This is a genomic window from Litchfieldia stipae, from assembly GCF_014837155.1.
In the GTDB taxonomy this organism is placed as follows: domain Bacteria; phylum Bacillota; class Bacilli; order Bacillales; family Bacillaceae_L; genus Litchfieldia.
The window spans coordinates 1-13875 of record NZ_JACYHA010000028.1 but is presented as its reverse complement, the minus strand read 5'-3'; the positions used below and the strand labels follow the sequence as shown (position 1 = coordinate 13875).

Annotated in this window: 12 protein-coding genes; 2 read left to right on the top strand and 10 right to left on the bottom strand. The window is 35.1% G+C overall.

All coding sequences use genetic code 11. The features are described from left to right. Positions 1–72: 72 nt before the first annotated feature. The 9 genes from F7888_RS20360 to F7888_RS20320 all read right to left on the bottom strand — a co-directional run bounded on the left by F7888_RS20360 (position 73) and on the right by F7888_RS20320 (position 8713). The gene (locus F7888_RS20360) at positions 73–2094 is read right to left on the bottom strand and encodes a prolyl oligopeptidase family serine peptidase (protein WP_191782870.1); all 2022 of its coding nucleotides are present in this window, start codon (positions 2092–2094) and stop codon (positions 73–75) included. 289 nt (positions 2095–2383) lie between these two features. Further along, positions 2384–2635 (bottom strand): hypothetical protein, encoded by a 252-nt coding sequence (locus F7888_RS20355; RefSeq protein ID WP_191782868.1) that lies wholly within the window; start codon positions 2633–2635, stop codon positions 2384–2386. Positions 2636–2759: 124 nt separating this feature from the next. After that, on the bottom strand, positions 2760–3359 hold the full coding sequence (locus tag F7888_RS20350; RefSeq protein ID WP_191782866.1) for an NAD(P)-binding protein: 600 nt from the start codon (positions 3357–3359) through the stop codon (positions 2760–2762). Continuing rightward, positions 3359–4123 (bottom strand): sirohydrochlorin chelatase, encoded by a 765-nt coding sequence (locus tag F7888_RS20345; protein WP_191782864.1) that lies wholly within the window; start codon positions 4121–4123, stop codon positions 3359–3361. Before F7888_RS20345 ends, F7888_RS20350 begins: the two co-directional genes overlap by 1 nt. Then, on the bottom strand, positions 4123–4896 hold the full coding sequence (gene cobA / locus F7888_RS20340; protein ID WP_191782862.1) for a uroporphyrinogen-III C-methyltransferase: 774 nt from the start codon (positions 4894–4896) through the stop codon (positions 4123–4125). The genes F7888_RS20345 and cobA overlap by 1 nt, the downstream gene beginning before the upstream one ends. A 182-nt stretch (positions 4897–5078) precedes the next feature. After that, the gene (gene cysC, locus F7888_RS20335) at positions 5079–5678 is read right to left on the bottom strand and encodes an adenylyl-sulfate kinase (protein WP_191782860.1); all 600 of its coding nucleotides are present in this window, start codon (positions 5676–5678) and stop codon (positions 5079–5081) included. 16 nt (positions 5679–5694) lie between these two features. Beyond that, positions 5695–6846, bottom strand: a complete 1152-nt coding sequence (gene sat / locus F7888_RS20330; protein WP_191782858.1) for a sulfate adenylyltransferase — start codon at positions 6844–6846, stop codon at positions 5695–5697. A gap of 51 nt (positions 6847–6897) precedes the next feature. Continuing rightward, positions 6898–7977 (bottom strand): inorganic phosphate transporter, encoded by a 1080-nt coding sequence (locus F7888_RS20325; RefSeq protein WP_191782856.1) that lies wholly within the window; start codon positions 7975–7977, stop codon positions 6898–6900. A 22-nt stretch (positions 7978–7999) separates the two neighbouring features. Next, on the bottom strand, positions 8000–8713 hold the full coding sequence (locus tag F7888_RS20320; protein ID WP_191782854.1) for a phosphoadenylyl-sulfate reductase: 714 nt from the start codon (positions 8711–8713) through the stop codon (positions 8000–8002). 270 nt (positions 8714–8983) lie between these two features. On the opposite strand from F7888_RS20320, the gene F7888_RS20315 reads away from it, so the two are divergent. Together F7888_RS20315 and F7888_RS20310 are read left to right on the top strand one after the other, a co-directional pair. Continuing rightward, the gene (locus tag F7888_RS20315) at positions 8984–10162 is read left to right on the top strand and encodes an alanyl-tRNA editing protein (RefSeq protein ID WP_191782852.1); all 1179 of its coding nucleotides are present in this window, start codon (positions 8984–8986) and stop codon (positions 10160–10162) included. A gap of 156 nt (positions 10163–10318) precedes the next feature. Next, complete coding sequence (locus tag F7888_RS20310) at positions 10319–11722, top strand: serpin family protein (protein ID WP_191782850.1); 1404 nt, start codon at positions 10319–10321, stop codon at positions 11720–11722. Between the two features lie 61 nt (positions 11723–11783). Here the strand turns inward: F7888_RS20310 and F7888_RS20305 are convergent, their stop codons facing one another. Further along, complete coding sequence (locus F7888_RS20305) at positions 11784–13607, bottom strand: M3 family metallopeptidase (RefSeq protein WP_191782848.1); 1824 nt, start codon at positions 13605–13607, stop codon at positions 11784–11786. Positions 13608–13875: the final 268 nt, after the last annotated feature.

The following is a 13875-nucleotide window of genomic DNA, read 5'->3' as shown; positions in this document are numbered from 1 at the left end:
TAAAACACTTATATCCCTTTTTTCTAAAGGCTTCATGTTTTTCGATTTGTGTGCTATTAGTAGGTTAGTTCTTTAACTTAATTCTTTATCTAAGAATGTGTAGAAATCCGCCCATTCTTCAATTAATTTAGATGTAGGTTTTCCTAATCCATGCCCAGCCTTTGATTCAAGTCGAAGGATAATCGTAGAACCTGATTCTGCCTTTTCCTTCAAAGTAGCTGTGAATTTCTTTGCATGGGCAGGCACCACTCTATCATCACTATCTGCTGTTGCGATCAATATGGAAGGATATTTCTCTCCTTCTTTCACATTATGTAATGGAGAATAAGCATATAGGTACGGAAAGTCCTCAGGCTTTTCTGCATTACCATACTCAGGAATCCAGTACCTGCCAATGGTGAATTTATGATAACGCAACATATCGATCACAGGCACCCTACAAATGACAGCTCCAAATAAATCAGGACGTTGAACCATGCATGCTGCCACTAATAATCCACCATTTGAACCTCCCATGATTGATAATTTCTCTTTTGAAGTATAGTTACTACTAATTAACCATTCTCCTGCAGCAATAAAATCATCAAATACATTTTGTTTGTTCTCCAGCATCCCCGCTTTGTGCCATTCTTCCCCGTATTCAGCTCCACCACGTAGGTTTGCTACCGCATAGATTCCGCCTTTTTCAAGCCACCTGAGAATAGCCGGATTAAAGGAAGGAGTAAGACTTACATTAAATCCCCCATAACCATACAAAATCACAGGATGTTGTCCATTCAAATCTATCCCTTTTTTATGTGTTAAAAACATCGGAACCTTTGTGCCATCTTTTGAAGGATAGAAAATTTGTGTTGTCTCATATTCTGAGACATCGAATGCTAAATTAGACTGTGCGAAAACACTTATTTCAGCACTTTTCAAGCTGTATTGATACACACTAGTTGGATGTAAAAATGACGTTAAACCGAAGAATATTTCTGCTTCATCTTTATTAACAGTTAATTCAGTGAGAGAGCCTATAAATGGAACAGGAATCTCACGTTCAAACTGACCTTCTTTATTAAACAGTTGGAGTGTGTTTTGCGCATCCTTTAAGAACACCACCACAAATTTCTCATCTACATATTTAATACGATCAATAACATTTTCTTGTTCTGAAATCACTTCTTTCCAGTTATCTCTACTTGGATTATTAATATCAATTGATATAACACGCCCCTTTGGAGCATTTAGATTCGTTTGGAAATAAAAAATATGATTTTCATTTGTAAGATAAGAATACTCAGCATCCTGCTCATCTAGCAACTTTGTAAATTTATCATCTGAGCCAATATGCTTTATATAAAATCTGTTTTCAGACGCCGTTCCAAAGCTTACATGTAAGCAGAGAAATTGTTTGTCCTCTGAAAGGTATGGAGAAAACATTAATTCTTTTTCTTCCGGCTGTTCATGAATCAAGATATCATCTTGCTGGTCAGTATTTAATAGATGAAAGTATACCTTATTGTGATTACTTTCATCTTCTTTACTAACTGTTCCAGGCTGTGGAAATCTACTATAGAAAAATCCTGTATGATCAGGATTCCAAACGATGGAAGAAAACTTAACCCAGTTAATCACATCGCTTAAATCCTTACCCGTTTCAACTTCACGAACACGAATTTCTTGCCAATCACTACCATTAGCTGAAGCTGCATAAGCAACATAACGACCATCGCTACTAAATGAATAATTCGTTACGGCAACAGTCCCATCCTCTGAAAGAGAATTGGGATCAATTACTACCTCCTCAGTGGAATCTTCTTTCTTATACAGTACGGCTTGGTTCTTTAATCCGTCATTTTTTTGGTAGAATAATATATTATTAATCTTTTTAGGTACGAAATATTTCGGAAAGTTCCACAGCTCTTTTAGTCGCTCTTGATCAAGAGTATGTGTATTTGATTGAGAAAAATAATTATTACTTTCTGCTTTCATTTCTTTTTCCCACTCAAGTGTCTCTTTTAGATTTGTATCCTCGAGCCAACGATATGGATCAGCCACTTTCGTGCCATGAAAGTCTTCAATCACATTACTTTTCATTTGAATTGCCATCTAATTTCCTCCAATCAGCATGATTATTAATATTTCGACATTCGAAAGATAGAATCCTTCTTAAAGTTCTAAAATAAAGGCTGTTTTCGTATATATTGTTGCTTTTGATACCGCAGCCTGAATACACTCCGCGTCCTATGGGAGCCAACTAGTCCCACGGGAGTCCCACGTGTATTCAGTCTGCTAGAAATCTATTCTCAATTAATTCACCTCAAAAAACAACAAACATTGAGAAAACAGCCAAAATAAAAAAAGATCTCCCTATGTAGAGAAATCAATGTAAAAAAGCTTATTCAATGAGACTTTGCTCAATACTCTCTAATTCAGTAATTAACTGATTCGCTTCATCATTGGTTAATCTAATTGGTAATTGATCATTGATGGTTATGATATGATGCTCATCATGATGAACGGCCTTGGCGAGGTAATCTGATAATGATTGAATTTGTTGTTTCTTCATGATTGATTGTGTTGGAATTTGTTTCACCTGTTTTAATATATACTCGTTATTAGATACTTCTCCTAAAAATATATGCTCCACATTTATCACCACTTCTTATTAGAGTAATGATAGTGTCCCCTGTCTTCTTTTATTTATGATTAGTTTACATAATATTATTATAGTAACCAAATTAAAATTCAAAAAAATCTCTAAGTTTAATTTCCTAGAGATGATTTCTTTTCTTAAATTGTTCGCGTTCACTAGTTGATTGAAGATATTTTTCGTCTATAAGTTCTTCTAATAGCTGTGCTTTTAAGCCTTGGTCAGTTAATTCTTTTAGTGATAATCTACATTCATTAAGAAAATCAAGATATTCCTCATAGGATTCATCATATGTATTCATTAACTTGTTACGAATTTTCTTGGCTAAATGGGGACTAGCGCCAGAGGTTGATACACTAATTTGTAGTTTTCCACGTGAAAAAGAGGCTGGTATATGAACATTACCTAATTCGTGTTTATTCACTACACATATTAACTGGTTCGATTTTACGTTAGAGACGATTTCCTGGTTCACTTCAAACGAATCGGTTGCAGCAATCACTAAAAAAGCATCCTTATAATCCTCATTAAGAACTTCTCTTTCTAATACCACTAGTTTTTGTTCATTTGCTAATTCTTTAATCTCGTCAGAAATAAAAGGACTGATGACAACAATTTTAGCACCTGTATTTAATAGTTTTTTTATTTTTCTCGCTGCAATTTTTCCACCGCCAATAACCACACACTGCCTATCCAACAAATCAAGCATAATCGGTAACATTAGACAATCTCCTTGCTATAGGCTGTTTCATCTATTATCTCAAGCACCCTTTTTATAATAACTTCTTGAAGAATTTGATGATATCCTAGGTAAGGACAGAGAATAAATTCCTTATCACTTTCTTTATTGATGTTCTTAATCTTTCTCTCCATTGTTTTCATTAAGATACCTGTAAATAAAAGATAAGGAACAACAAATATTCTTTTCGCTTCTCTTTGTTGAGCAATTTGTAATCCTTCTTCAAAGCTCGGTTCACAAGCAGCTAAATAACAAACATCAACCGTTACCTTTGTTTGATCCTTTAAAAGATGCGCAATATCAGTAAAGTCACGCTGTACATCTGGATCACTTGATCCTCTGCCTACTAAAAGAATATTTGATTCATTCGTTAACGGTACATTTGAATCTAAGATTCTTTCGTTAACGATATCAATCATTTGTGGATGAACACCAATTGGGCGCCCATATCGAATATCTACATGTGGAAATTTCCTCTTCATTTTTACGAGCTCATCTGGAATATCAATCTTTGCATGTCCTGCAGTAAGTAACAATACAGGTAAAGCTGATATTTTGGTTGCTCCCATTTCAACACATCGAGTGAAAGCCTCTTCAATACTTGGTTCAGCCAACTCAAGGAAACAGCACTCTTGATAACCCACTTGATTTAATAGCTTTTCCATACATTTTTCAATAAAAAAACGCGCTTCCTCACTCGCTTTCGGGACTCGACTTCCATGACAAATATATAGAACTGCTTCCATTAATCAATTACCTCACTTAACCCCTTTGGATTTAGTTCTTCAAACCACTTTATTTTTTCCCTCATCCGTACCACTTCACCGACAATGATCATACAAGGATTTTCAATTCCTTCTTCTTTTACTATATCACTGATATTATCCAAGGTACCAACAACAGTTCTTTGGACAGGAGTAGTTCCCCAATTAATGACTGCTACTGGTGTCTCCTTTGCCTTACCAAATTCAACTAGCTTTTTTTGGATAAAAGGAAGGTTTCTCACACCCATATAGATGGCAAATGTATCAACACCTTTTGCAAGTGCCTCCCATCGAATATTATCCTCTTCAAAATCTTTCCGATGGCCAGCAACAAATGCAAAGGATGAACTTAGTTCTCTGTGGGTGACAGGAATACCTGCGTATGCTGCAGCTGCAATCCCAGAAGTAATACCTGGTACTATTTCAAATGGAATCCCATGTTTATATAATTCTTCCGCTTCTTCCCCACCACGCCCGAATACAAAGGGATCTCCACCTTTTAATCTTGTAACAATTTTCCCATTTATCGCATGCTCAACTAATAATTCATTAATTCTTTCTTGTTGAAGTGTATGACACTCAGGAGATTTCCCACAGAAAATAAGCTCTGCATCATCCTTTGCATAACTTAACAATTCTTCATTCACTAAGCGATCGTATAAAATCACATCCGCTTCCTTAATACAACGTAATCCCTTTAGGGTGATTAACTCAGGTTCACCAGGTCCAGCACCAACTAAATACACTTTCCCCATGGAATCGCCCCTCTCTATGTTCACATCATTTATGTCTACTTAGCATTTCCTATTCTAAAAAAACAAATGAAACCATAAGAATTTCTCTTCGGTCTCATTTGTTATTTCATCATACCATAAAGTTTTGTTAATAAAATAATTTAAACTTTTTTTTACAATGAAAATGTTTTTTCTTTTACAGTTTAAATGAGTTCTTTCGTCTTTAAATAAGTAATCACTTGGTCAACACATTCTTCAACTGTATATTTATTAGTTTCAATTGTTAATTCAGGCTCTGTTGGTTCCTCATATGGAGAACTGATTCCTGTAAATTCAGGAATGATTCCTTGTCGAGCTTTCACATAAAGACCCTTTGGATCACGCTTCTCACAATCCTCAATCGGACATTTGACAAAAACCTCAATGAATTCACCTGTATCTAATAATTCTCTAACAACCGCGCGATCTTCTTGAAATGGTGAAATAAATGCAGTTAATACGACTTGACCACTATCAACAAATAGCTTTGAAACCTCACCAATTCGACGAATATTTTCTTTTCGATCATTGTCATTAAAGCCTAAATCTTTATTTAAACCATGGCGGATATTATCACCATCAAGAACATATGTCCTTACAGACAATTCATACAGCTTACTAGCCACAGCATTAGCCACTGTTGATTTTCCAGAACCTGATAATCCAGTAAACCATAATACAAAGCTTTGATGGTTATTCAATTTCTGACGATCTTGTTTAGTTAATGAAGCTTGATGCCAAACAATGTTTTCGTTTTTAGACATGAATCTATACTCTCCTTTAGTTAACTCCAACCGACTCTCGTTGTAATCCATTAATAAGAACCTCTACAACTTCTTTGCGGCTGAATGTACTTGGTGGAACCTCACCGTTTCGTAACATCTCTCTTACTTTAGTTCCTGATAAAATCATATGCTCACTTTTATCATGTGGGCATGTTTTTGTTGAAGCCATGCTCTCACATTTTTTGCAATAAAAGCTATGTTCAAAGAATAGGAGTGAAATACCAAGTTCATCCTCTGTGAAATTGTCAAAAATGAGTTGTGCGTCGTACGTGCCATAATAATCGCCAACTCCTGCATGATCACGGCCAACAATGAAATGAGTACAACCGTAATTCTTACGTACCATTGCATGGAAAATCGCTTCTCTTGGACCTGCATAACGCATTGCAGCAGGGAATACCGCTAAATAAACACGATCTTCTGGATAATAGTTTTTCAGTAACACTTGATAGCTCTCCATTCTCACTTCGGCTGAGATATCATCAGACTTGGTTTCACCCACTAAAGGATTTAAAAACAGACCATCTACTGTTTCTAGTGCTGTTTTTTGAATGTACTCATGAGCACGATGTACTGGATTTCTTGTTTGGAATCCAACAACTGAATTCCATCCCTTTGATTTGAATATTTCTCTTGTTTCAACTGGGTCTAAATAAAAGCTTTCAAACTTTGTACGTTTTATTCTTTTTACAAGAGTAATTGGCCCACCTACATATACTGTTCCTCTTTCAAAAAGTTTACTAACACCAGGATGAGCAAGATCTGCGGTACGATAGACATTCAGTGCTTCTTTTTCCTTATTCGGAGAATACAAATCTGTAATGGTAATAATCCCATACACGTCCCCGTCTTTCACCAATTTAACCGTATCACCAACAGAATAGTGACTAGAAAGTGATTCACTAATTGGAAGGGTAATTGGAATACTCCAGACAACCCCATTTGATAATCTCATATGATCAACAACTGATTCATAGTCTGCTTGACTTAGAAATCCTTCAATCGGACTATATGCACCAGTTCCAATCAAATCTAAATCACTTAAAGCAATTGTATCTAATTCTATTTCCTTTTCAACCTGTACGAAATTATATGTTGGGTTCCAGCGATTAACTAGAGTTCCGCCATGAGGTATACTTAATGACATTTTTTATTCCTCCTAATTTTATTATTCATATCATTTTAGTTGGTTTTAAAGTTATATTCCCCCACCATTTTCTTGATACTGTCGTTGGTCTTCTCGAATCGTCTTTATTAAACTAATCGTTCCTAAAGTGGCAGCACAAACACCTAGTAAGATTATTAATGTATATAAATCCCCATCAATGAACATCTTAAACAGTCCAAATGAGATGACCATTGAGAATATTGGGGAGACCACCCAAACTTTTAATATTTTCACGATAACTTGTTTTTTCCAAATATCCATTCCATCTTTGGCCATTCCAATCCCAATAATGGCTGAACTTGTCACCTGAGTAAGTGGAACTGGTAATCCAAATACTGAAGCAATCATTACTAGAATTGCTCCTGTTCCAGAAATTGCTCCACCTTCTAGCAAAGAAATACTTGTAATCTTCTTTGCATTGGTTTGAAGCACTTTACCACCCAAGAACAGTACTCCTATTGCGATAAAAAAGCCACCGATAAGGATTCCATGCTGAATTGAAACGATTCCTGCTCCAACAAGTGGTCCGACGGCATTAGCCACATTATTCATTCCTGCTGAGAAGGCTTCAAAAAATCCAATCACAATTACAAAAATGGTAAGAATAGGCTTATACTTTGAACTGTTCACTTGTGGATACTTTAACTCAATTCGTTGGATCACTTTTCCTAAGATAAGCGCTAATGTAAAGCCTATGATTGGGACAATTACCCAAAAGCTTACAATGACCAAGATTTTTTGAACATATAATGATTGTAATGCAATTCCAACCCCAATGACTGACCCAACTGTAATTTCACTGGTAGATAACGGAATCCCCAATAAATTAGCGATAAATAATGATGATGTAGCTGAAATGAGAATGATTAAAACAACCTTTACTGTAAGCATTGATTGTGGAACGATCCCAGAACCAATTGTTTTAACTACTTCACTTCCTCCGATAAATGCACCTAGGAAAATCGCAATCGCACATATAATAAGAGCATTTCTACGCTTAGCGATTGCTCCAGAACCATAGGCAATACTAATGGAGGCTGCAGCACCACTCGCTCCTATATTCATCGCAAAAAATAACGCAATTATGCAAGCGGCTATTGTATATGTCATGTTTGTTTACCCTCTTTTAATTTCATGTGTGTAATCCGCATTCTACTTTATTTGTTCCAGTCCATCTTCCTGAACGTAGATCATCTGCATTAAAGGCTGGTTTCGTACATGTTTTACAGCCAATACTCGGATACCCATTATCATGTAATGTATTATAATCAAGCTCATTCTTATGAGCATATCTCCAAATATCCTTCCATGACCAATGGATCAATGGACAAACCTTAATAGATTCAAAACGTTTATCTAAATTGATAAATTCTGTATTCTTTCTTGATTCCGATTGTTCACGTCTCAAGCCAGAAATCCAAGCTGTCACCCCTGAAAGTACTTCGTTTAAAGGTTGGATTTTTCTAATATTACAGCATTGATTTGGATTACTCTTCCACAGTTCTGCTCCAAATTGCTCTGCTTGTTCTTCAAGAGTAAGCTTAGGCTTCTTTAATTCGATCGTTAAGGTTGGATATCTTTTTTTGACCTTATCAATTAACTCATAAGTTTCATCAAAGTGAACACCTGTATCAAGGAAGACAATTCTTGCTTTGTCAGTGACCTTTGATAGTAAATCAATCATCACGATTCCCTCAATCCCAAAGCTACAAGCATAAACAATTTCATCTTGATATTGACTGTATGCCCACTCTAATACCTCTAATGCCCCTTTTGTATTGTTATCTATATTGAACTCTTTTTTTTCAACTTCGTTAAAGTTCTTGAAGGTTACTAATTGACTCATATAATACTCTCCTCTCTCATGTAAATCAGTTAACAGGTAAATTAGCCAATAATATGTATCTATTTACCTAGTAAGTTGATTATCTACATTTCCATTTATTTCTCATTTGTTTTTTTAAATTTTATCACATCGAATTGTAAAGTCAACCTTTTTTATCGGATTAGTATGGTTAAAATTTTTGATTATTTTTTCAATAATCATTTTTGCGATTTTGACATGTTTATGTACAATAAGATTAGATGGATATTATTCAGCAAAAAGGAGAGTCAAATGACAAAGAAATTATTTTACACATATCCAACGTGTACTAATTGGACAGCAAGAGTAACAAATATTATTGAAAAGGAGGATTATTTTTTAATTACCTTAGATGAAACTGCTTTTTATCCTGAAGGTGGAGGACAACCAGCTGATCAAGGATTTATCAATCAACTTGAAGTGCTTGATGTCATCGAGGAAGAAAATGAAATTTACCATAAGTTAGCTTCAAAACCTGATACACCAGAGGTCAGTTGTGAGATTGACTGGAATCTGCGCTTTGATCATTCGCAGCAGCATACTGGTCAACACCTCTTATCTGCAAGTATCATCGAACGATTTGGATACGTGACAAAAAGCTTTCATCTTGGAACTGACAATGTCACGATTGATATTGAAACAACCCAGCTTAGTGAAACAGATATAATAGAAATTGAACAAAGAGTAAATCAATATATCTACCAAAATAGAGAAATTAAAACCTATTTTGTAACAGAGGAAGAATTATCCTCCCTCCCATTAAGAAAGGTTCCTGAAGTAACTGACGATATCCGAATTGTTGAAATTGACGGAATTGATGTTTCGGCTTGTTGTGGAACACATGTAAATCACACCGGTCAACTCGGAATGATTCGAATTGTCAAAACTGAAAAACAAAAAGGAATGGTTCGAGTTTATTTTAAATGTGGGTATCGTGCATTAGTGGATTATCAACAATCAGGAAGTATATTAAATAAAATTTCATCACATCTGAGTAGTAACAGAGAATCTGTGCTAGCAAAAATCGAGAAATTAGAAGCTGAAAATAAAAGCTTTCAAAAAGAAATGGAAGGTTTGAAAGAAGAAATGGATCAGCACTTTGCCCAAGAATTGGTTAATAAAACCACTTCAAATGTGATTAGCTTTACTTTTAATAATCGTACTTTAAAAGATATGCAAAGGCTCGCACGTCTTGTTATTGAACAGAATTACCTCGTTATCTTCCAATCAGAGCTTGAAAAAAAGTTGTTTATTGCTCATAATGGTTCCTTTGACTTTCACCCTGGACAGTTTTTGAAAGATCATGTTAAGAATTTTCAAGGAAAAGGTGGCGGAAACGCTACAAGTGCTCAGGCAAGCTTTGAAACGAACGACGACATGGCTAGATTATCCACTCATATCGAAAATAATATAAAGTCAAAGACTCTCTAAGAATCACAAACATTGTTAATAGTTAAAACCATTATTAACAATGTTTGTATACTGCTCAATTATCCAACATAGTTCATTCAATTCTAACCCGAAATATCAAAGCATTTTCTACTATGGTACAATATAATTATAGGAAAATTGAAGGGATGGATAGAAATGAAAAATACAACCTATATTACGATTACAGATGAAAATCGAAAAGTCGAATTAGAAATCAATGGTCTTTATCTTTTTCAAGGTTATCAAGTTTTGGAATCCTACAATCAAAAAAATGACGAATGTTACTATTTATTCTTTTATAAAAACAATTTCCTTACTGGTAAGAGAACAACTAAAATAAAAAGAACATCGACCCTTCAACAGATTCTAACCAAAGGTATTTATCTTGCTTCTCCTCATCCAATTATACAGTCTCTACTCACTTTGAATTCTTTTCATTTACTCACCAATTTGAATACGCTTTGGAAACAAATAAAAACAAAATATAATGAAGTTGAATCTGCATTTATCTTAACTGCATTTGACACCTATTTTAAGAAAGACGACTTAACTTCTCTTTTTAAAAAAATGTGCTTACAAGCCAGAAGAGATGGTAAATTCCTACAAGCATACCGCATACTTAATCTTATTATTGAAAGATACCCAACCAACAATTGGGCCCATTCCCTGATTTCCCACATAGATTACCAGAAATACTCCCTCAAATATCAATCAGATCTTAAGAAATTATGTAAGTTTGACCCATTATTTGTAGAAACTCATGCTTTTTTACAATTGAACACACAAAAAGGCTTCGAGCTCCTTTTGGAAACCATCCGAACAGATTCCAGACCTCTCGAAATTCTTGCACTATACTTTTATAAATTAACTTCACCAGATACGAAACGGTTCGATCTCTATTTCCAGCAATTATTAGAAATTCTTCCTACTTATTATTCTGAGAATGACTCTAAAGCTTATCTCTTAAAGCTCCATGACCAAGCGACATCAACTATAAACAAAGAAAAAATTCGCAATCATATTGTTTCCGAATTATTACATGAGAATCATTATGAAGATGCCTATTTGCTTCTAACAAAGACTGAAATACAATTAACATCAAGACAAATAGATGTTTTAATTGGCATTTTTGATGTTCTAGAACCTTCTCACGCTCTAGCTTTCGAAGACATAAACGCTGAGATTTTTACAAATGCAAGCACTAGCCAACTTGAACAGCTGATGAATCTTCTTATTCCTCGACTATTTGAATCTCACGATTTAACCTATGTTTATCAGTGGATGAGTCCCCTGCTACATTTACCCTTTAGTTACGCCACTCAAATAAACACATTATATAAGATAAGAGAAGAACCAGAGCAACAGCATATTATGGGGGAACTATATTACTATTTAAATCAACTGCCTCAAGCTATTGAATGTTTTCTCTGGGATATTGAACTAAATCCTACAAACCCAAGACCGATTAAATGGCTAACAAAATTATATCGAGAATTAGGTATGGTTGAAGAAGCTAATTCTTATCAATATTTATATAAACAAATTCAGAAAAGTTCTTAATAGCTTACAAAAGAAAATAAGTGCTAAGACGTATCGACGTTTAGCACTTATTTATATTTAATTAAAAACTTTTTTCTAGTTCATCTACAATGGATCCAACATACTTAATGGCCTCACTGAAAAGCTGTGTGTTGGATAAATCAAGTCCTGCCATATTAAATAAATCTAAACCTTTCTTTGCTCCACCCTGTTTAAGTACTTCAGTCCAATGCTCGCCAGCAGTTATTCCTTCTTCTTTGATTCGATTGGCAATGACCGTTGATGCAGACAAACCAACTGAATACGTGTATGGATATAGTCCCATATAGTAATGTGGTTGTCTCATCCAGGTTAATTTGGCTCCTTCATCAATTTCAACTGTGTCACCCCAAAATTCAGACAGAATCGCCCCCTTTGTTTCACTTATTGTTGTAGTTGTTAAAGGCTGCTTAGCTTCCGCCATTTTATAAAGTCTTCTAAGTAACTCAGCTTCTAACACATGTGTAACAAAATTATGATGATAACTCATCATCAAATACATATTAAGCCAACGATGCAAGCGAGGATCATCTCTAGTTTCGCGTAAATACTGAACAATTAGATGCTCTATTAAAGTTGATGGGGACTCTATGAAAAAGAGTGGCATCGAATTATTGATGATTCGTTGATTCTCATGGGCTAAATGAAAATGCAGGGCATGACCTAATTCATGACCTAAGAGAATCATATCAAATAGATTTCCTCCCCATGGATAGAATACATATCCGTGTACCCCATGCACTCCACCACCAAAAGCAATCATATTTCTCCCAACATTATCTCCACGGTATACCCAGCGTTCTTTGATTGCCTTTCTCATTAACTCTTTGTATTCCTCACCTAAAACACCAACAGCTTCAATAATGATTTCACCAGCTTCTTCAAAGCTAATTTCAGGATCGAAGTCTGGGTCGAGTGGTGCTTTTACATCAGAGAATAATAGTTTGTCAAGACCAAGCTCGCGCTGACGCAATTTTGCATAGCGCTGCATATGTGGCGATAACTCTAAACGAATCGTATCTAATATTTGTTCAAAATGCTGTGATGTGATACCATCTGCATCCAAAAAGAAGTTTGTTGGCGATGAATGCTGAAGAAGCATATCAAAAGTAGATGGATACCCACGCAATTTTGCAAGTGAAATGTTCTTATGTATTTCTGTTGCTAATGTGTGGGCTAACCCGTGCTTATAATTATTTAAACCGCTAGTCAACGATTTGTACGCATTTCTACGTAAAGTCGTATCTGGAGATGTTTCGATTTGAGTCATATACATAAACAATGACACAGGTACTTCTTTCCCATTTCGATTAGAAACAGGCTCAAATTTCATATCAGAAGAAGTAATACTGTCATAAATTCCTTCTGCTGATTTCAGGGTTGAATCTAGTGATGCAAGTGCATCCTCTAATTCAGGACTTAATGTATGCTTTCGAGCTTCTTCTAGCTTATTTAAAAACTTATTATATTCTTCTAGCCTTCTTTCTTCTTCACGATAAGTATTTAATTCTTCACTTGAAAGGCTAAGGAAAGCGTTCATAAAAGTGGTTTTTACGTTTGCTGCTTTTTCCATTAGAAATTGAGTGCGTCCCATTCTCGTTTGATTCGTTTGGTCTGTCCCATCCTCAGAGAACTTGTACCTTGCATAGCTTGTTGTTAATTCTAATTTTTCCAGTAAACTCTCTAAATCTTGCACGGCAGTTAACACATCTTTTGAGTTCTCTAACTTTATAGAAGATTTCAGAAAATGATCAAGTACCCCTTCTATTTCAACATAAGAATGTTCCCAAAGCTCTTCTGTTGAAAAAATATCCTCGAGATTCCATGTTTCATCAACAGGAACTTCCGCTCTTTTCTTTTGAACCATACGATATTACCTCCACATCTATTTTTTAAATTTTAAAAATACTTTCCATCACCTTTTATTCTATATCGAAAGTCTTTTTCCTGCATATTGTATTTTTCACTCTTAACCTCCTATGAATTTGCAATTATCTGTTATATTATGAAAATATCTTTTAACCGGTAGTGTCAAAAGTTCTATGAAAACTATGTAAAGTATAAGTTCATTTCCATTTTGGGGGGACGTGAGGCCCCGCAATCGCTCTTGACAAACAGTCGAAAAAGGTTGCGAT

Excerpts from the sequence above, each read along its gene's own strand:
- F7888_RS20305 (WP_191782848.1), bottom strand. The coding sequence starts at position 13,607 with ATGGTTCAAAAGAAAAGAGCGGAAGTTCCTGTTGATGAAACATGGAAT.
- F7888_RS20350 (WP_191782866.1), bottom strand. The coding sequence starts at position 3,359 with ATGTTACCGATTATGCTTGATTTGTTGGATAGGCAGTGTGTGGTTATT.
- F7888_RS20345 (WP_191782864.1), bottom strand. The coding sequence starts at position 4,123 with ATGGAAGCAGTTCTATATATTTGTCATGGAAGTCGAGTCCCGAAAGCG.
- sat (WP_191782858.1), bottom strand. The coding sequence starts at position 6,846 with ATGTCATTAAGTATACCTCATGGCGGAACTCTAGTTAATCGCTGGAAC.
- cysC (WP_191782860.1), bottom strand. The coding sequence starts at position 5,678 with ATGTCTAAAAACGAAAACATTGTTTGGCATCAAGCTTCATTAACTAAA.
- F7888_RS20310 (WP_191782850.1), top strand. The coding sequence starts at position 10,319 with ATGAAAAATACAACCTATATTACGATTACAGATGAAAATCGAAAAGTC.
- F7888_RS20320 (WP_191782854.1), bottom strand. The coding sequence starts at position 8,713 with ATGAGTCAATTAGTAACCTTCAAGAACTTTAACGAAGTTGAAAAAAAA.
- F7888_RS20360 (WP_191782870.1), bottom strand. The coding sequence starts at position 2,094 with ATGGCAATTCAAATGAAAAGTAATGTGATTGAAGACTTTCATGGCACG.
- F7888_RS20325 (WP_191782856.1), bottom strand. The coding sequence starts at position 7,977 with ATGACATATACAATAGCCGCTTGCATAATTGCGTTATTTTTTGCGATG.
- F7888_RS20315 (WP_191782852.1), top strand. The coding sequence starts at position 8,984 with ATGACAAAGAAATTATTTTACACATATCCAACGTGTACTAATTGGACA.
- cobA (WP_191782862.1), bottom strand. The coding sequence starts at position 4,896 with ATGGGGAAAGTGTATTTAGTTGGTGCTGGACCTGGTGAACCTGAGTTA.